This is a genomic window from Enterobacter sp. 301B, from assembly GCF_003850715.1.
Lineage (GTDB): Bacteria > Pseudomonadota > Gammaproteobacteria > Enterobacterales > Enterobacteriaceae > Enterobacter > Enterobacter intestinihominis.
The window spans coordinates 65285-83212 of the sequence record NZ_PQTC01000016.1 but is presented as its reverse complement, the minus strand read 5'-3'; the positions used below and the strand labels follow the sequence as shown (position 1 = coordinate 83212).

The window sequence follows — 17928 nt, the reverse complement described above, 5'->3', positions numbered from 1 at the left end:
AGGAACCTCGCCCTGGAGAATGAGGTGCTGTATGACATCCCTGACTCGTCCGCGTGTTGAGTTTATCTCAACGATACTCCAGACCGTGCTGAACCTCGGTCTGCTGAGCCTTGGCCTGATCCTGGTCGTGTTTCTGGGTAAAGAGACGGTGCATCTGGCGGATGTGCTGTTCGCACCTGAGCAAACCAGCAAATACGCGCTGGTGGAAGGCCTGGTGGTCTACTTTCTCTACTTTGAATTTATCGCCCTGATTGTGAAGTACTTTCAGTCCGGCTTTCACTTCCCGCTGCGCTATTTTGTCTATATTGGCATCACCGCCATTGTGCGGCTGATCATCGTCGATCATAAATCCCCGCTCGACGTGCTGATCTACTCGGCGGCGATCCTGCTGCTGGTGATCACCCTCTGGCTGTGCAACTCAAAGCGGCTGAAACGCGAATAAAAAAAGGGCGCTCCGAAGAGCGCCTAACAACAGTCACAAGTTGGTTCAATACAATACGTCTAAAGTTGAGGGTTGCAGTGGCATAACAGATGAAACTTAACCTTTCACACCGCCCGCCGTCAGGCCGTTGACCAGCCAGCGCTGGGCCAGCAGGAACACCACGGTAATCGGGATGGCAGAGAGTACGGCCGCCGCGGCAAAGTCGCCCCACAGGTAGTTTTGCGGGTTGAGGTATTGCTGCATACCGACGGCCAGGGTGTAGCTGTTCACATCGCGCAGCAACAGAGAGGCGACCGGTACTTCGGTGATCGCCGCGATAAACGACAGGATGAACACCACCGCCAGAATCGGCACCGACAGCGGCAGCAGCACCAGGCGGAACGCCTGCCACGGGGTGGCGCCATCCAGCGCGGCGGCTTCTTCCAGTGAACCATCGATGGTTTCGAAATAGCCCTTGATGGTCCACACATGCAGGGCGATGCCGCCAAGATAGGCGAAGATCACGCCGCCGTGGGTGTTCAGGCCGATAAACGGCACGTACTGGCCAAGACGATCAAACAGGGCATACAACGCCACCAGTGACAGCACCGCCGGGAACATCTGGAAAATCAGCATCCCTTTCAGCAGCGTCGCTTTGCCCGGGAAACGCATACGGGCGAAGGCGTAAGCACAGGTGGTGGAGAGCGTCACGATGCCGATGGCAGTAATGGTCGCCACTTTTACCGAGTTCCACAACCACAGCAGCACCGGGAACGGCGGCGGAGTGACTCGGCCATCCGCGTGTTCCACACTGAAGCCCAGCGCGAGTTTCCAGTGCTCCCAGGAGATTTCATCCGGGATTAGGCTCCCGGTGGCGAAGTTCCCCGAACGCAGGGAGATGGCGATAACCATCAGCAGCGGGAACATGATCGCCGCGATGAAAATCAGCAGGCCTAAGTGCGTCGCGAGGAGGCGCAGTTTCTGAGATTTGGGTTGTACCATAGCCATGTTCAGTGCCCTCCTTAGTCAAATTTCATACGTGTAGCTTTCAGGTTCACGATCGCCAGGGCGCCCACCAGCAGGAAGATCAGGGTGGCAATCGCCGCCGCCAGTCCGAAGTCCTGACCGCCGCCGCCTTCGAAGGCGATACGGTAGGTGTAGCTCACGAGCAGGTCGGTATAGCCTGCCGGCGTGGTGGTGCCGAGACGGTCCGGACCGCCGTTGGTCAACAGCTGAATCAGCACGAAGTTGTTAAAGTTAAAGGCGAAGCTGGCAATCATCAGCGGCGTCAGCGGCTTAATGAGCAGCGGCAGGGTAATTTTGAAGAAGTTCTGGAACGGACCCGCGCCGTCCATCGCCGAGGCTTCGTACAGGTCGTCCGGGATGGCCTTCAGCAGCCCCATGCACAGGATCATCATGTACGGATAACCGAGCCAGGTGTTCACGATGATAATCATCGAGCGAGCGGTGGTCGGGTCGCTGAACCAGGCCGGTTTGATGCCGAACAGCGCGCTCAGCATCATGTTGATTTCACCGAAGCTCTGGTTAAACAACCCTTTGAAAATCAGAATCGAGATGAACGACGGCACGGCGTACGGCAGAATCAGCAGCACGCGGTAAATCGCTTTCCCTTTCAGGGATTCCCACTGGACCAGACAGGCCAGCACCATGCCCACGGCCACGGTCAGGATCACGGTCAGGATGGAGAAGACTACCGTCCAGACGAAGATGGCGAAGAACGGTTTCTGGATGCCTTCGTCGGTAAACACGCGGGTAAAGTTATCCCAGCCGATGGTAACGGTATAGCCCGGGCTGAGCTTGTCGTCGCCCCAGCTGCCGTCGGCATTCACCGACTGATAGAAACCGATATCGTTGTTCGGGCGGTATTTTACGCCGCTCTGGTTGTTGGTCAGCGTGCCGTCATCCGCCAGAGTATAAAGCGGCTGCGTGCCGGAAAACTGGCGCAGCGAGCTCATGGTTACTTTGCTGTCATCGGGCAGCACGGCGGTGAGCTGGGTCAGCGCCTGGCGATTTTGAGTGATGATACGCAGGTTGGCACGTTCACCTTCCGGCAGGGCCGCGGCCTCTTTTAAGACCAGCTTCTGCTCGCCGCCAAATTTGAACGCGTCGGAAAGATAGTTTTTGCCGCTCTCACCGTCAGTGAGCGCTAACTTCCACTCATCTCCCGCAGGATACAGGCCGAAGTTAAAGGTTTTACCCGCCTGATAAGAACGATCCAGAAGCACCTGGGTGGCACGCTCCTGCGCGAGCTGGTTGGTGCTGCTGTAGTTAGTAAAGGCAATCGCGATGGTGCAGATCAGCGGAAAGAGGACAAACAGCCCCATCCCGGCAACACCGGGGTAGACATAGCGCCAGGCATACGCTTTACGGTTGGCGAAAATATACAGGCCAACCGAGCTTAAAATCAGCGTCATGATGGCAAAAAGGTATTCCCCTTGCACGTACATTAAAACAACAAGGTAACCCACCAGCAGACACAGCAGACCTATCACTGACCACTTCAGTGCGTCGCTTTGCCACCAGCGTTTCTTTTTAATGACATCCATGGGGTTCTTCCTCTACAACGGTGGAAACTTATCGTCAGGTGGCGCTGCGCTTACCTGACCTACGGATCGTGCCGTAGTCGTAGGGCGGGTAAGCGCACGCGCCACCCGCCGTTTTTCAGACTTACTTAGTAATACGACCCTGAGCATCTTTCAGCGCGGCATCAACAGTCTGGCGACCGCTTGCAGCGTTGATGACGGCGGTACGGGTGGCGTACCAGAACGCAGCCATCTGTGGGATGTTCGGCATGATTTCGCCTTTCTGGGCGTTATCCATGGTGGCCGCAATGCGTGGATCTTTCGCTAACTGATCCTGGAAGGATTTCAGCGCAACGGCGCCCAGCGGTTTGTCCTTGTTCACTTCATCCAGACCCTGATCGGTCAGCAGGTAGTTTTCCAGGAACTCTTTCGCCAGCTCTTTGTTCGGGCTGGCGGCGTTGATACCCGCGCTCAGCACGCCAACAAACGGTTTAGACGGCTTGCCGTTGAAGGTTGGCAGCAGGGTCACGCCGTAGTTGACTTTGCTCTTGTCGATGTTGGTCCAGGCCCACGGACCGTTGATGGTCATCGCGGTTTCGCCTTTGTTGAACGCCGCTTCCGCGATGGAGTAGTCGGTATCCGCGTTCATGTGTTTGTTCTTAATCAGGTCAACCAGGAAGGTCAGGCCTTTTTTCGCGCCCGCGTTGTCCACGCCCACGTCTTTCACGTCATATTTGCCGTTTTCAAACTTGAACGCGTAGCCGCCGTCGGCAGCAATCAGCGGCCAGGTGAAGTACGGCTCTTGCAGGTTGAACATCAGAGCGGATTTACCTTTCGCCTTCAGCTCTTTATCCAGAGCAGGGATCTCTTCCCAGGTTTTCGGTGGATTTGGCACCAGGTCTTTGTTGTAAATCAGTGACAGGGCTTCAACCGCGATTGGGTAAGCGATCAGCTTGCCGTTATAGCGAACGGCATCCCAGGTGAACGGGAACAGTTTGTCCTGGAAGGCTTTGTCTGGCGTAACTTCTGCCAGCAGGCCAGACTGCGCGTAGCCCCCGAAACGGTCATGCGCCCAGAAGATAATGTCCGGACCATCGCCGGTTGCCGCAACCTGCGGGAACTTCTCTTCCAGTTTGTCCGGGTGTTCTACGGTGACTTTGATACCGGTGTCTTTCTCGAATTTTTTGCCCACTTCGGCCAGACCGTTATAGCCCTTGTCGCCGTTAATCCAGATAACCAGCTTACCCTCTTCAATTTTGGCGAGAGCCGGTGCGGAAATCATCATTGCTGCGAGGGCGGACAATGCGAAAACGCGTGCGCCAGTCTTGATCTTCATATCTGCCATCCTTTATTGGTGATGTGCTCGTGGATACATAAGGTGGTTCAACGTGACTCAGTCTCCTTATTTGACATCCTCTTTCCATCCTCCCAGTCCCTACGCCCCACCCCCTGTTTGTGTGATCCCTGTAACATAAATTTAAGTTATGAGTGCTGGCGCACATAAAAACCCACTGAATTTTGCAGGCCGCTTCACGATTTTCGCCTTAGCCCCTCCGCTGCGGTCGCAGAGCCTGCTCTCTCATCCTCCCGCCTCCTCCCCCATAAAAAAGCCGGGGGGTGGAGGATTCACGAAAGTAATGGAACACGCATAGTGAACTTATCTTGAATGTTTCTGTCGGTGACAGGTTGTAACGAAGGGAGAAGGGCATGGCGAGCGTACAGCTGCGTAATGTAACGAAAGCCTGGGGCGACGTTGTGGTGTCAAAAGACATCAATCTGGACATCCACGAAGGTGAGTTTGTGGTGTTCGTTGGTCCATCAGGCTGTGGTAAATCTACTCTGCTGCGTATGATTGCCGGTCTTGAAACCATCACCAGTGGCGATTTATTTATTGGTGATACCCGAATGAACGACATCCCGCCAGCTGAACGCGGCGTGGGCATGGTGTTCCAGTCTTATGCGCTTTATCCGCATCTTTCCGTTGCCGAGAACATGTCCTTTGGCCTGAAGCTGGCCGGCGCGAAAAAAGAGACCATTAACCAGCGCGTCACCCAGGTGGCGGAAGTGCTCCAGCTGGCACATCTGCTGGAGCGTAAACCGAAGGCGCTCTCCGGTGGTCAGCGTCAGCGTGTGGCGATCGGCCGTACGCTGGTGGCCGAGCCGCGCGTGTTCCTGCTCGATGAACCTCTCTCTAACCTGGATGCCGCCCTGCGCGTCCAGATGCGTATCGAAATCTCCCGTCTGCACAAGCGTCTTGGACGCACGATGATTTACGTCACCCACGATCAGGTCGAAGCGATGACGCTGGCCGACAAAATCGTGGTACTGGACGCCGGTCGCGTGGCGCAGGTGGGCAAACCGCTGGAGCTGTATCACTACCCGGCAGACCGCTTTGTTGCGGGCTTTATTGGCTCGCCAAAGATGAACTTCCTGCCCGTAAAAGTGACCGCGACGGCAATCGAACAGGTACAGGTGGAGCTGCCAAACCGTCAGCAAGTCTGGCTGCCGGTCGACAGCGCCAACGTACAGGTGGGGGCCAATATGTCCCTCGGTATCCGCCCTGAGCATTTACTGCCGAGCCACATCGCTGATGTGACGCTGGAAGGTGAAGTTCAGGTCGTCGAACAGCTTGGTCACGAAACACAGATTCATATCCAGATCCCCGCCATCCGTCAGAACCTGGTCTACCGCCAGAATGACGTGGTGTTGGTAGAAGAGGGTGCCACATTCGCTATCGGTTTGCCGCCAGAGCGTTGCCATCTGTTCCGTGAGGATGGCACTGCATGTCGTCGGTTGCACAAAGAGCCAGGCGTTTAAGCATTCCAATTACAAAGAAAAGCAATGATCTCAGGAGATAGAATAATGATTACTCTGCGCAAACTTCCTTTGGCAGTTGCCGTCGCAGCGGGCGTAATGTCTGCTCAGGCACTGGCAGTGGATTTCCATGGTTATGCTCGTTCTGGTATCGGCTGGACGGGTAGTGGCGGTGAACAACAATGTTTCCAGGCAACAGGCGCACAAAGTAAATACCGTCTCGGTAACGAATGTGAAACCTACGCCGAACTGAAACTGGGCCAGGAAGTGTGGAAAGAAGGCGACAAGAGCTTCTATTTCGACACCAACGTAGCGTACTCCGTGGCACAGCAGAATGACTGGGAAGGTACCGATCCGGCGTTCCGTGAAGCTAACGTGCAGGGTAAAAACCTGATTGAATGGCTGCCTGGCTCTACCATCTGGGCCGGTAAGCGCTTCTATCAGCGTCATGACGTACACATGATCGACTTCTACTACTGGGATATCTCTGGTCCTGGTGCCGGTATTGAAAACATCGATCTGGGCTTCGGTAAACTGTCTCTGGCAGCGACGCGTTCCCAGGAAGCTGGCGGTTCTTATGCCTTCAGCAGCCAGAACATCTATGACCGTACCAAAGATACCGCGAACGACGTATTTGACGTGCGTTTAGCGGGCCTGGAAACTAACCCGGACGGCGTGCTGGAACTGGGTGTGGATTATGGCCGCGCGAACACGACCGACGGCTATGATCTTGCCGACGGCGCGTCGAAAGATGGCTGGATGTTCACCGCTGAACATACCCAGAGCATGCTGAAAGGCTACAACAAGTTTGTGCTGCAGTATGCGATGGACTCAATGACCACGCAGGGTAAAGGTCTGAGCCAGGGTTCCTATGGTTCTTCCAGCTTTACCATCACGAATCCTGATGGCACGACGACCAATTACGCCAACGATGTGATTAACAACAACGGCAGCCTCTGGCGCATCCTGGACCACGGTGCAATCACCCTGGCCGACAAGTGGGACCTGATGTATGTCGGTATGTACCAGAAACTCGACATGGATGATAACCAGGGGAGTGACTGGTGGACCGTGGGTGTACGTCCGATGTACAAATGGACGCCAATCATGAGCACCCTGCTGGAAGTGGGCTACGACAACGTCAAATCCCAGGAAACCGGCGATCGCAACAGCCAGTACAAAATCACCCTGGCGCAACAGTGGCAGGCTGGCGACAGCATCTGGTCTCGTCCGGCCATCCGTGTCTTCGCAACCTACGCGAAGTGGGATGAGAAATGGGGCTACGCGAAGAACGGTAACGGCGATGCCACCCGTTACGCGATCTCTGACTCCACCGGTAACGGTCGATTCTCTACCAGCCGCGGCGATGACGATGAGTTCTCCTTCGGCGCCCAGATGGAAATCTGGTGGTAACCGCATCCTGATCTGACGATGTAATCTGGGGGGCGAGAGCCCCTCAATTCCTGAGGTACTGCGCGCTATTGCCTGGCCACCGCAGTGCTTACGCTTTCTGAGGTGATAACAATGAAAATGAAGAAAAATCTCGTCGCGCTGTGCCTGTCAGCGGGTCTGCTGGCCTGTGTGCCTGGCGTCACGCTCGCTGACGTCAATTATGTCCCGCAGAATACCAGCGCAGCGCCTGCCATTCCGACAGCCGCTCTACAGCAATTAACCTGGACGCCGGTGGATCAGTCCAAAACGCAGAGCACACAGCTTGCGACGGGTGGCCAACAGCTCAATGTGGCTGGCATTACCGGGCCGGTAGCCGCCTATAGCGTACCGGCTAATATCGGTGAGCTAACGTTGACTTTATCCAGTGAAGTTAACAAACAGACCAGCGTTTTTGCGCCGAACGTTCTGATCCTCGATCAGAACATGACGCCTTCCGCCTATTTCCCCAGCAGCTATTTTACCTATCAAGAGCCGGGTGTAATGAGCGCGGACCGCCTGGAAGGGGTAATGCGTCTGACCCCGGCGCTCGGGCAGCAAAAGCTCTACGTACTGGTCTTCACCACTGAAAAAGATTTGCAGCAAACCACCACTCTGCTCGATCCGGCAAAAGCCTATGCCAAAGGGGTTGGTAACGCCATTCCCGATATTCCCGATCCGATTGCGCGCCATACCACCGACGGCCTGCTTAAGCTGAAGGTGAAAACCAACAGCAGCTCCAGCGTACTCGTAGGCCCACTGTTTGGCTCATCTGGCCCGGGTCCGGTAACGGTGGGTAATACTGCCGCGCCTGTGTATGCCGCGCCGGCCGCAGCACCAGCCGCAGCCCCGGCCCCGGCGAAAAAAGCCGAGCCGGTGCTTAACGATACTGAAACTTACTTTAACAACGCCATCAAGCAGGCAGTTAAAAACGGCGATGTCGATAAAGCGCTGAAACTGCTTGATGAAGCCGAGCGTTTAGGTTCAACCACTGCCCGTTCCACCTTTATCAGCAGTGTAAAAGGCAAGGGGTAACCGTCTCCCCACAGTGCTGATTTTGTTAGTCGTTTGGTGCGCCTTCGCGGGCGCACTTTTTTTGGCTAAGTTGCACCTTTGTTGCGATAGTGATCGTTAAATTCTGTTTGTCCGTCCTCATTTTGCCAATCTGCGATACAATGCTTTTACGTTATGTATCGGAGAGTCTGGCATGTCACACCCCGCGCTAACGCAGCTGCGTGCGCTACGCTATTTCGACCACATCCCTGCGCTTGACCCGGAACAGCTGGACTGGCTGCTGCTGGAAGATTCCATGACAAAACGTTTTGAGCAACAGGGTAAAACGGTCACGGTGACGATGATTCAGGAAGGGTTTGTCTCGCCTGCGGAGATTGCCAGCGAGCTGCCGCTGCTGCCGCAGGAAGAACGCTACTGGCTGCGTGAAATTTTACTCTGTGCGGATGGCGAGCCGTGGCTTGCCGGGCGAACGGTGGTTCCTGAGTCTACACTTTCCGGGCCGGAGCTGGCACTGCAACGCCTCGGCAAAACGCCGCTGGGGCGATATCTGTTCACCTCGTCTGAACTGACCCGTGATTTTATTGAAATTGGTTGCGATGCCGATTTGTGGGGGCGCCGTTCCCGCCTTCGTTTGAGTGGCAAGCCGTTAATACTGACGGAACTCTTTTTGCCTGCATCGCCGTTGTATTAAGAGGGAGAAAAAATGGAGTGGAGTCTGACGCAGAATAAGCTGCTGGCCTATCACCGCCTGATGCGTACTGATAAACCCATTGGCGCGCTGCTGCTGCTGTGGCCGACCTTATGGGCGCTGTGGGTTGCCACGCCGGGCGTACCGCCGCTGTGGATCCTGGCGGTGTTTGTGGCGGGTGTCTGGCTGATGCGCGCTGCGGGCTGTGTGGTTAACGACTATGCTGACCGGAAATTTGATGGACATGTTAAGCGCACCGCGAATCGTCCTTTGCCGAGCGGTCAGGTGACCGGGAAAGAGGCGCGCATCCTGTTTGTGGTGCTGGTGCTTCTCTCTTTCATGCTGGTGTTAACCCTTAACACCATGACCATTCTGCTGTCCGTCGCTGCTCTGGCGCTGGCCTGGGTCTACCCATTTATGAAGCGATACACCCATCTGCCGCAGGTGGTATTGGGTGCGGCGTTTGGCTGGTCGATTCCCATGGCGTTTGCCGCGGTCAGCGAGTCCGTTCCGCTCAGCTGCTGGCTGATGTTCCTGGCGAATATTCTCTGGGCCGTTGCGTACGATACCCAATACGCGATGGTCGATCGCGATGACGATCTCAAGATTGGCATCAAATCGACGGCGATCCTGTTTGGCCGTCACGACAAACTGATCATCGGCATATTGCAGGTGGCGGTGCTGGCGCTGATGGTGGCGATTGGTCGCCTGAACGGGCTGAACTGGGAGTTTTACTGGTCCGTGCTGGTGGCGGGTCTGCTGTTTGCGTATCAGCAGAAGCTGATCGTGAAGCGCGAGCGTGAAGCCTGCTTTAAAGCGTTTCTGAATAATAACTACGTCGGGCTGGTGCTGTTTATGGGGCTGGCGATGAGTTACTGGTCATAAAAAAACCGGGTGGCGGCTTCGCCTTACCCGGCCTACGATTTAGCAGAATATGTAGGCCGGGTAAGCGTTAGCGCCACCCGGCTTTAACATCACTCGCCCTGCGTCGAACTCTCAATCGTTAAACGCACATCCGCGGTAATCAGCTCTGCCAGCATCTGGTAAACCTTCATCGTCTCTTCCGGCTCAGCATCGCCCGTATCGCTAATGTAACCATCGTCGCGCAGCGTCAGCACCAGGGAGCTGAATACCGCTTTGTCGAAGAATTCCGGGGCGTTAATGCCATGCAGAACGGACAGGCGCTGGGCCAGCGTCCGACTCTCTTTTTCCAGCGTACCGCGGTTGATTGACGGGTTAGCACTCAATAACCAGAAGGTAATGGCGTAGCGCTGCAACGTCTCACGCGCACCGGAAGCCAGGAGCTGCAAGGTTCGGGAACGTGACGGATTGATATGCAGTTCGTCATCACTGATGGTAATCAGCCCCTGACGACGCATCTCTGCGGACATTTTATCGAGCTCTGCCGCCAGCTCATCCTTACTCCAGCGCAGGAACAGCTCCGCTTTCAGCATCGGATAGATGGCCTGAATATGGCGCAGCAGCTCCTGACGCGAAATACGGCGGTGCTGGGTAATAATGGCAGCCATCAGTGACGGCAGCATCAGCATGTGAGTGATGTTATTACGGTAGTAGGTCATCAGCACGGCCTGCTCGCGCGGCAGAATGATGATGTCACCAATCGTATCTTTCTCGACTTCGAACTTGTTCATCTGCAACGCGTGATCGATCAATTCGCTGGCGGTGGCAGACGGCACGGTCGAATCCACGGAATACGGCACGTTGCGCATGATATCCAGATAGCAATCAATCTGCTCGGTCAGCTGTTCACGGGTCAGTGAACGCTGGCGAGAGGCCAGAAGCGCGGTACAACACAGGTTCATGGCGTTTGCCGCACCAGCATTGTTGATGCGTACCATCAGCTCGGATGCAATGCCGTTGACCGTTGGCGTCAGCCAGGCCGGACGTACCGCTTCGATAGGATCAATAGACTCGCGCCACTCCGGAACATGATGGTTCAGATATGTCATCAGGGGCAGGGGCTCGCCAAAGTTCACGTAGCCCTGACCGAGGTTGCGCAATTTACTCAGACCACGCAGCATCTGCGGCAGACTCTCTTTCTCTTTGGTCGCACCGCGCAGCTCTTTCGCGTAGGTGCCCACTTCCATCACGTGTTCATAACCGATGTAAATAGGCACCAGCGTGATAGGACGCGTACCGCCACGCAGCATGGCCTGAATGGTCATCGACAGCGTGCCGGTCTTCGGATCGAGCAGACGACCGGTACGGGAGCGACCGCCTTCAACAAAGTACTCCACGGAATAACCGCGGCTGAACAGCTCGCCCAGATACTCCCTGAAGACGGTGGAGTAGAGCTTGTTACCCTTGAAGGTACGACGAATGAAGAACGCACCCAGACGGCGGAAAATCGGACCTGCTGGCCAGAAGTTCAGGTTGATACCGGCAGCAATATGCGGCGGCACCAGGCCCTGGTGATAGAGCACGTAAGAGAGCAGCAGGTAGTCCATGTGGCTGCGGTGGCAGGGCACATAGACAATCTCGTGGCCGTCATGCGCTAACTGACGCACGCGCTCGGCGTTGTGGACGTTAATCCCCTGATAGAGGCGGTTCCACGTGAAACCGAGAATACGGTCAGAGAGACGAATCATCTCGTAGGAGAAGTTCGCGGCGATCTCTTCCATCAGCGCGATTGCGTTCTGCTGCGCTTTCTCGTGCGAAATCTTCTTGCTGCGCGCTTCGTCTTCTACGGCACGGGCAATCGCTTTGGAAGCCAGCAGCTTGTTAAACAGATCCTGACGCGCCGGGAGACGTGGCCCAACGGCCGCCAGACGCTGACGTGCAAAGTGCATACGCGCAACGCGCGCCAGCTTTTGCGCAATGATTTTGTCAGTACCGTGTTCATCCGCCATGCGGCGCAGTGAAACGGAAGGCGAGAAGCGAACAAAGCTGTCGCGTCCCAGCCATGAGACGGCGAAGAATTTCTGAATGCCGTTGAGCATACGCAGCGGCGGGTTCTCTTCCCCTTTTTCACGCCCCGGACGACGGCCAAACATCACCGACACCGGCACCATCTGCACGTCCAGATCGGGGTTGCTGCGGTGCAGATCGAGGTAATCATGGAACAGCTTAATGGACTCTTCTTTCGGCGTGTAATAGGTGAACACGCGCGGTCCGCCATGGATGAACACGTAGCGCGGCAGCAGCGTACCGTCGACTTCCAGCGGTTCAAGCGGGTCAGGTAAATCGTGCGCCAGACATTGAGCGCGAAGCGTTAGCAGGTCTGCCTTCGAGTTATAAGGCAAAACGTACATAATAGGGCGCGACGTATCGAGCCCTAATTCCAGCGCAGGTTCTGCTGGGATAGACTTACTTTTTACCAGTACGCTTAATGGTAAATTAAGTAATTTGTAGTAAATTCGTGGCCAGCCGGACATAAACGATGTAAAGCCTCTGGTTAATAATGCAATTGCGGCGCAAGGATAACAGAAAGCGCGCAAAATTTCTGTTGTTACCCGTCATACTTCAGGTCGCAGCAAAACGCGCTGCGGCTTTAGTTACTGACGCTATTTATCATAAAAGGTTCTTTTAATGGCCAATAATACCACTGGGTTAACTCGAATCATTAAAGCTGCCGGTTATTCATGGAAAGGTTTCCGCGCCGCATGGGTTAATGAAGCCGCTTTCCGCCAGGAAGCGGTTGCCGCAATCGTTGCCGTTGTCATCGCCTGCTTCCTTGATGTTGATGCTATCACCCGCGTACTGCTCATCGGATCTGTCCTTCTGGTGATGATAGTGGAAATTCTGAATAGCGCTATTGAGGCCGTTGTTGACCGAATCGGGTCGGAATTCCATGAACTGTCTGGCCGGGCGAAAGACATGGGTTCCGCTGCCGTACTGCTGTCGATTATCACGGCGGCGATCACCTGGGTCACGCTACTTTGGTCGCATTTCCGATGAGCCTCGAGGAATAATTAAGTCCCTGGTTTTTTGTGCAGTTTTTGGTTCCAAAATCGCCTTGGACTGTATATACTCACAGCATAACTGTATATACACCCAGGGGGCGGTATGAAAGCGTTAACGACCAGGCAGCAAGAGGTGTTTGATCTCATTCGGGATCATATCGGCCAGACGGGTATGCCACCCACGCGTGCAGAAATTGCGCAGCGTCTGGGCTTCCGTTCTCCTAATGCTGCCGAAGAGCACCTTAAGGCGCTTGCGCGTAAGGGCGTGATTGAGATTGTTTCCGGCGCCTCACGCGGCATCCGTCTGCTGGTGGAAGAAGAGAGCGGTATTCCGCTGGTGGGCCGCGTAGCCGCAGGTGAACCTCTGCTGGCGCAGCAGCACATCGAAGGGCACTATCAGGTTGACCCAGGCATGTTCAAGCCGAGCGCCGATTTCCTGCTGCGCGTTAGCGGAATGTCCATGAAAGATATCGGTATTCTGGATGGCGATCTGCTGGCGGTACACAAAACGCAGGACGTGCGTAACGGGCAAGTCGTGGTGGCGCGCATTGATGATGAAGTGACGGTTAAGCGCCTGAAAAAACAAGGCAATACCGTGCAGCTTCTGCCTGAAAACAATGAATTCTCCCCGATTGTGGTGGATCTCCGCGAGCAGAGCTTCTCTATTGAAGGGCTGGCGGTCGGCGTTATCCGCAACGGTGAATGGCTGTAATCTCTTCCTGACAGGCTGTAGTTCCTCTACAGCCTGGCCTGTTTTCTGATTCCGGTAATTTCCATGGCATTGCTAACTTCTGCCGATAAGGCGTTGTGGCGTCTTGCGCTACCGATGATTTTTTCCAATATTACCGTTCCTCTGCTGGGGCTGGTGGATACGGCAGTTATCGGGCATCTCGATTCGCCGATTTATCTCGGCGGCGTCGCGATCGGCGCAACGGCGACCAGCTTCCTCTTTATGCTGCTACTTTTTCTGCGCATGAGTACGACAGGCCTGACGGCCCAGGCGTATGGTGCAAAAGATCCCCTGCGTCTGGCGCGTGCGCTGGTTCAGCCGCTCATTCTGGCGTTCGGTGCTGGCGCGTTAATCGTTCTGTTGCGTACGCCACTGATTGATCTTGCGCTCCATATTGTAGGCGGCAGCGATGCCGTACTGGAACAAGCCCGTCGGTTCCTCGAAATTCGCTGGCTCAGCGCGCCCGCTTCACTTGCAAACCTGGTCCTGCTGGGCTGGCTGCTGGGCGTGCAGTATGCCCGCGCGCCGGTGATCCTGCTTGTGGTGGGTAACCTTCTCAATATTGTCCTCGATCTCTGGCTGGTAATGGGGCTGCACATGAACGTCCGGGGCGCGGCGCTGGCTACGGCAATTGCCGAGTACGGGACGCTGCTGATCGGTTTGGGGATGGTCTGGCGCGTGCTGGCGATGCGCGGTATCACCCTGGATCTGCTGAAATCGGCCTGGCGCGGCAATATGCGTAAGCTGCTGGCGCTTAATCGCGACATCATGCTCCGTTCGCTCCTGCTGCAACTCTGCTTCGGCGCATTAACCGTTTTTGGTGCGCGTCTTGGGCCTGAGATCGTCGCCGTCAACGCAGTGCTCATGACGTTACTGACCTTTACCGCTTACGCGCTGGATGGTTTTGCTTACGCCGTCGAGGCGCATTCAGGGCAGGCTTATGGCGCGCGTGAAAGCGGCCAGTTACGCGAAGTCTGGCGTGCAGCCTGTCGTCAGGCGGGTCTGGTGGCGCTGGTCTTTGCTCTGGTTTACGCCTGTTTTGGTGGGCATATTGTCGCGCTTCTCACCTCGTTGCCCGCGCTACGTGAGCTGGCCGATCGCTACATCCTCTGGCTGGTAGTATTACCGGTGGTGGGTGTGTGGTGCTATTTGCTGGACGGCATGTTTATTGGTGCGACGCGCGGGGCGGAGATGCGCAACAGCATGGCCGTCGCTGCGGCGGGGTTCGGCCTGACGCTGCTGACCTTGCCGTATCTCGGCAATCATGGTCTGTGGCTCGCGCTGGCGGTGTTTCTCTCACTGCGTGGCCTTTCGCTGGCCGTTATCTGGCGTCGTCACTGGCGAAACAATACCTGGTTTCCAGCCCCGCACGATATATCGTAACGGTTAAAGATTCCGAATATAAAAATAAATGCCGAATCCTTAACTATAATAATAATCACGTCCAGCAGAAAAGAACGAAGCGGACGATACTCATAGACGCTTAACACGAGGACACGATTATGAATAAAGATGAAATCGGCGGCAACTGGAAGCAATTCAAAGGTAAAGCGAAAGAACAGTGGGGTAAGCTGACAGATGACGATATGACCGTCATTGAAGGTAAGCGCGATCAGCTGGTAGGTAAAATCCAGGAGCGCTACGGTTACGAAAAAGATCAGGCGGAAAATGAAGTCAAAGACTGGGAAACCCGTAACGACTACCGCTGGTAACCGGCACTATCCCCAAGGGCGGCTCTGAGCCGCCTTTTTCTTTGGCCTTAACGCGGCTTTTTCTTCACCAGGATAGAGTGATCGTGCTGACAGGCATCCTGATGACGGCATGACTCCACCTCCACGCAGGCAGAACATAAGCCGTGGGCTTCGATCACGTTATGGCGCAGCGCAAAGCCCATTCTGGCTGCCAGCGTATGCATAATATCTTCCACACCTTCCGCACACTCTTCCTTCACCACGCCACAGCGATCGCAGATAAACATGGCGGACGTGTGAGTAGGCTGGTCAAAAAGATGGCACAGCACATAGCTGTTTGTTGATTCCACTTTATGCACAAACCCTTGCTCCAGCAGAAAATCCAGCGCCCGATAGACGGTCGGCGGTTTTGCCTGCGGCTCGCTTTCACGCAGCAGGTCGAGCAGATCGTAAGCGCTGATGGCACCCTGTTGCAGGCTCATCAGACGCAGTACCTCAAGGCGCTGCGGGGTCAGGCGCACATTGCGTTGCGCACAGAGCTTTTCAGCTTGCGCTAACAGCTCTTTTGTGGACTTGTCCATCGGGCACCTCGGATGTGGTAAGGGGTGAAAACCCTCACTTTATCATGTTCTGCTAAAAACACCGAGATCCGCCGGGCTGTGCTATACCTGACGCATCGCAAATCGGGAGATCGCATGATGAAAAGACCTGACTGTATTCGGCACTGGCGGGACGTGGAAGGCGCCGATGACGCAACGTATCCGGACAGCAATGAACGGTTTTCTATTGGCGCGCCGCTGGCCCGCAAGCTGGGTCTCGGCCGCATTGGTATTCACCATGAACGGCTGCCGCCCGGACGCCGTACTTCTTATCCGCATGCGGAAAGCGACGAAGAGGAGTTTGTTTACGTTCTGGAGGGTTACCCTGAGGCCTGGATCAATGGTTATCTGTGGAAGCTTGAACCCGGAGACAGCGTGGGATTTCCTGCCGGCACGGGCGTGTGCCATACCTTTATCAACAACACCGATGAAGAGGTGCGCTTACTGGTGGTGGGTGAGGCTAATAAAAAACATAACCGCATCTACTATCCCCTCAATCCGGTGTATGCCGTGACGCGCGAAGACCACTGGGTAGACCATCCGCCTCAGTTTTTTGGCCCGCACGATGGAAAACCTGGGCGAAAATAATTTCCTCTTCTATAAATATTGATGGTCGTCACACATTAGAACAGGCCGGGATGGAATTTAACTTAGGGAAATAGCGGGTCTTTTTGTACTTATTCACAGCAATAGTTCGTTCCTGTTTGGGTGATAACAGACAGGGTTAACTAATAACAAACTATTTACGAGCACACTGTGAAAAAACATTTTAAATTTTCGATGGTTAGCATTGCTGTCTCCTTTTTTATGGCAAATCAGGCGGGAGCAGCCAATACCTGGACGGAAGCGCGTAGCGACGCAATGGGCGGAACGGGTGTCGCGGCAGGGAGCTATGGCAGCGGGGCGTTAATCAACCCCGCGTTACTGGCAAAATCTAAGCCCGAGGATGATGTGACGGTCATTTTGCCGTCCGTTGGCGTGCAGGTGACCGATGAAGACAATCTTCAGGACGAGATTGATACCATTAACGATAAAATCAATCATTACAAGGACGTGGTTGATAGTCTGACCCCCATTGATATCATCACGAATCCATTAGGTTCGATCAATCAGTTCCAGGGCGCAGCGAAAGATCTCGCTGATGAGCTGGACTACCTGAAAGGCAAAACCGCACACGCCACCGCAGGGGCGGGGATTGCCGTCAGTATCCCTAACGATGTCCTTTCCGTGGCCTTTATGGCCAAAGGCTATGCACATGGCCGCGTCAGCTCTTCAATCGATCAGCAGGACATTGATTATCTGCGCGGTATACAACGAAGCGATGCGGTGGCTGCCGGTGTGGCGCTGGATGCCGCGCTAAACGGTTCCGATCAGATCACCAAAAACCTTAACTCTACGGCGTCTGGTCGGGCGGCGATTGTGTCCGACTACGGTATTGCGGTAGCCCGTCAGTTCGATCTTGGCGGCGTTCCGGTTTCCGTTGGCGTCACGCCGAAGCTGCAAAAAACCTGGCTCTATAACTACACTACCTCAATCTACGATTACGACAGTAATAAGTGGAACGACAGCCGCTACCGTACCGACGACACTGGCTTCAACGTCGATGCCGGTATTGCTGCTGATTTCGGTGAAAACTGGACGGTCGGCGTGAGCGGGCAAAACCTGATGTCGCGCGATATCGATACCAAAGATATCCGCATTCGCAACGGGCGCACAGGAGAGGTGGTGAGTTATAAAGACACCTATCAGATCCGTCCGCTGGTCACTGCCGGGGCCGCCTGGCACAACGATCTGGTGACGCTGACCGCGGACGGGGATCTGACCGAAACCAAGGGCTTTAAAAGCGAAGATACCTCCCAATACGCCGGCATTGGTGCTGAAGTCACGCCGCTGAGCTGGCTGGCAGTGCGCGCCGGTTATCGTGCGGATATGAAGGGGAACGACAGCAACGTCTTTACCGGCGGTGTCGGTTTTGCGCCGTTCAACTCCGTCCATGTTGACCTGATGGGGCTTTATGGCGAAGACGAGACCTGGGGCGCAGGGGCACAGTTGAGCATGACGTTCTAAAGTACACCGG

The 17928-nt window shown here is 55.2% G+C and carries 17 protein-coding genes; 12 read left to right on the top strand and 5 right to left on the bottom strand.

Going from position 1 to position 17928, the window contains the following annotated elements:
• Positions 1–31 precede the first annotated feature (31 nt).
• Positions 32–442, top strand: coding sequence for a phosphate-starvation-inducible protein PsiE (gene psiE / locus C3451_RS17450; RefSeq protein WP_000202963.1), 411 nt, complete (start codon positions 32–34; stop codon positions 440–442).
• A gap of 96 nt (positions 443–538) precedes the next feature.
• On the opposite strand, the gene malG is transcribed toward psiE, so the two are convergent.
• The 3 genes from malG to malE form a co-directional block, all read right to left on the bottom strand.
• Positions 539–1429: a maltose ABC transporter permease MalG gene (malG, locus tag C3451_RS17445; RefSeq protein ID WP_003860332.1), complete on the bottom strand. Its 891-nt coding sequence runs from the start codon at positions 1427–1429 to the stop codon at positions 539–541.
• Between the two features lie 14 nt (positions 1430–1443).
• Positions 1444–2988: a maltose ABC transporter permease MalF gene (gene malF / locus C3451_RS17440; protein ID WP_023299085.1), complete on the bottom strand. Its 1545-nt coding sequence runs from the start codon at positions 2986–2988 to the stop codon at positions 1444–1446.
• A gap of 121 nt (positions 2989–3109) precedes the next feature.
• Positions 3110–4300, bottom strand: coding sequence for a maltose/maltodextrin ABC transporter substrate-binding protein MalE (gene malE, locus C3451_RS17435; protein ID WP_022646733.1), 1191 nt, complete (start codon positions 4298–4300; stop codon positions 3110–3112).
• A gap of 371 nt (positions 4301–4671) precedes the next feature.
• Between malE and malK the strand changes: the two genes are divergently transcribed.
• The 5 genes from malK to ubiA all read left to right on the top strand — a co-directional run bounded on the left by malK (position 4672) and on the right by ubiA (position 9793).
• Positions 4672–5781 (top strand): maltose/maltodextrin ABC transporter ATP-binding protein MalK, encoded by a 1110-nt coding sequence (gene malK, locus C3451_RS17430; protein ID WP_003860329.1) that lies wholly within the window; start codon positions 4672–4674, stop codon positions 5779–5781.
• A gap of 42 nt (positions 5782–5823) precedes the next feature.
• Entirely contained in the window at positions 5824–7191 is a 1368-nt protein-coding gene (locus C3451_RS17425) for a maltoporin (protein WP_032621777.1), read from the top strand.
• Between the two features lie 111 nt (positions 7192–7302).
• Positions 7303–8241, top strand: coding sequence for a maltose operon protein MalM (malM, locus tag C3451_RS17420; protein ID WP_022646735.1), 939 nt, complete (start codon positions 7303–7305; stop codon positions 8239–8241).
• Between the two features lie 172 nt (positions 8242–8413).
• Complete coding sequence (ubiC, locus tag C3451_RS17415) at positions 8414–8911, top strand: chorismate lyase (RefSeq protein ID WP_022646736.1); 498 nt, start codon at positions 8414–8416, stop codon at positions 8909–8911.
• Positions 8912–8923: 12 nt separating this feature from the next.
• Positions 8924–9793: a 4-hydroxybenzoate octaprenyltransferase gene (gene ubiA / locus C3451_RS17410; protein WP_022646737.1), complete on the top strand. Its 870-nt coding sequence runs from the start codon at positions 8924–8926 to the stop codon at positions 9791–9793.
• Positions 9794–9882: 89 nt separating this feature from the next.
• On the opposite strand, the gene plsB is transcribed toward ubiA, so the two are convergent.
• The gene (gene plsB, locus C3451_RS17405) at positions 9883–12303 is read right to left on the bottom strand and encodes a glycerol-3-phosphate 1-O-acyltransferase PlsB (protein ID WP_124304358.1); all 2421 of its coding nucleotides are present in this window, start codon (positions 12301–12303) and stop codon (positions 9883–9885) included.
• A gap of 154 nt (positions 12304–12457) precedes the next feature.
• Between plsB and C3451_RS17400 the strand changes: the two genes are divergently transcribed.
• The 4 genes from C3451_RS17400 to C3451_RS17385 all read left to right on the top strand — a co-directional run bounded on the left by C3451_RS17400 (position 12458) and on the right by C3451_RS17385 (position 15273).
• Complete coding sequence (locus C3451_RS17400; protein WP_006810487.1) at positions 12458–12826, top strand: diacylglycerol kinase; 369 nt, start codon at positions 12458–12460, stop codon at positions 12824–12826.
• Positions 12827–12934: 108 nt separating this feature from the next.
• Complete coding sequence (gene lexA / locus C3451_RS17395; protein WP_003860318.1) at positions 12935–13543, top strand: transcriptional repressor LexA; 609 nt, start codon at positions 12935–12937, stop codon at positions 13541–13543.
• A gap of 63 nt (positions 13544–13606) precedes the next feature.
• Positions 13607–14944: an MATE family efflux transporter DinF gene (dinF, locus tag C3451_RS17390; RefSeq protein ID WP_045620925.1), complete on the top strand. Its 1338-nt coding sequence runs from the start codon at positions 13607–13609 to the stop codon at positions 14942–14944.
• A 119-nt stretch (positions 14945–15063) separates the two neighbouring features.
• Positions 15064–15273 carry a CsbD family protein gene (locus C3451_RS17385; protein WP_003860314.1) on the top strand — a complete coding sequence of 70 codons (210 nt, stop codon included), beginning with the start codon at positions 15064–15066 and terminating at the stop codon, positions 15271–15273.
• 47 nt (positions 15274–15320) lie between these two features.
• Here C3451_RS17385 and zur read toward each other — a convergent pair whose 3' ends face one another.
• A complete protein-coding gene (gene zur, locus C3451_RS17380; protein WP_006810484.1) occupies positions 15321–15833 on the bottom strand; it encodes a zinc uptake transcriptional repressor Zur in 513 nt (170 codons plus the stop codon).
• A gap of 117 nt (positions 15834–15950) precedes the next feature.
• Here zur and C3451_RS17375 point away from each other — a divergent pair, with 117 nt between their 5' ends.
• Positions 15951–16439 carry a cupin domain-containing protein gene (locus C3451_RS17375; protein ID WP_022646741.1) on the top strand — a complete coding sequence of 163 codons (489 nt, stop codon included), beginning with the start codon at positions 15951–15953 and terminating at the stop codon, positions 16437–16439.
• Positions 16440–16607: 168 nt separating this feature from the next.
• Positions 16608–17918, top strand: coding sequence for a conjugal transfer protein TraF (gene traF, locus C3451_RS17370; protein WP_023299091.1), 1311 nt, complete (start codon positions 16608–16610; stop codon positions 17916–17918).
• Positions 17919–17928 lie beyond the last annotated feature (10 nt).

Coding starts and splice junctions, on each gene's coding strand:
- psiE (WP_000202963.1), top strand. CDS start 32: ATGACATCCCTGACTCGTCCGCGTGTTGAGTTTATCTCAACGATACTC.
- malG (WP_003860332.1), bottom strand. CDS start 1,429: ATGGCTATGGTACAACCCAAATCTCAGAAACTGCGCCTCCTCGCGACG.
- malF (WP_023299085.1), bottom strand. CDS start 2,988: ATGGATGTCATTAAAAAGAAACGCTGGTGGCAAAGCGACGCACTGAAG.
- malE (WP_022646733.1), bottom strand. CDS start 4,300: ATGAAGATCAAGACTGGCGCACGCGTTTTCGCATTGTCCGCCCTCGCA.
- malK (WP_003860329.1), top strand. CDS start 4,672: ATGGCGAGCGTACAGCTGCGTAATGTAACGAAAGCCTGGGGCGACGTT.
- malM (WP_022646735.1), top strand. CDS start 7,303: ATGAAAATGAAGAAAAATCTCGTCGCGCTGTGCCTGTCAGCGGGTCTG.
- ubiC (WP_022646736.1), top strand. CDS start 8,414: ATGTCACACCCCGCGCTAACGCAGCTGCGTGCGCTACGCTATTTCGAC.
- ubiA (WP_022646737.1), top strand. CDS start 8,924: ATGGAGTGGAGTCTGACGCAGAATAAGCTGCTGGCCTATCACCGCCTG.
- plsB (WP_124304358.1), bottom strand. CDS start 12,303: ATGTCCGGCTGGCCACGAATTTACTACAAATTACTTAATTTACCATTA.
- C3451_RS17400 (WP_006810487.1), top strand. CDS start 12,458: ATGGCCAATAATACCACTGGGTTAACTCGAATCATTAAAGCTGCCGGT.
- lexA (WP_003860318.1), top strand. CDS start 12,935: ATGAAAGCGTTAACGACCAGGCAGCAAGAGGTGTTTGATCTCATTCGG.
- dinF (WP_045620925.1), top strand. CDS start 13,607: ATGGCATTGCTAACTTCTGCCGATAAGGCGTTGTGGCGTCTTGCGCTA.
- C3451_RS17385 (WP_003860314.1), top strand. CDS start 15,064: ATGAATAAAGATGAAATCGGCGGCAACTGGAAGCAATTCAAAGGTAAA.
- zur (WP_006810484.1), bottom strand. CDS start 15,833: ATGGACAAGTCCACAAAAGAGCTGTTAGCGCAAGCTGAAAAGCTCTGT.
- C3451_RS17375 (WP_022646741.1), top strand. CDS start 15,951: ATGAAAAGACCTGACTGTATTCGGCACTGGCGGGACGTGGAAGGCGCC.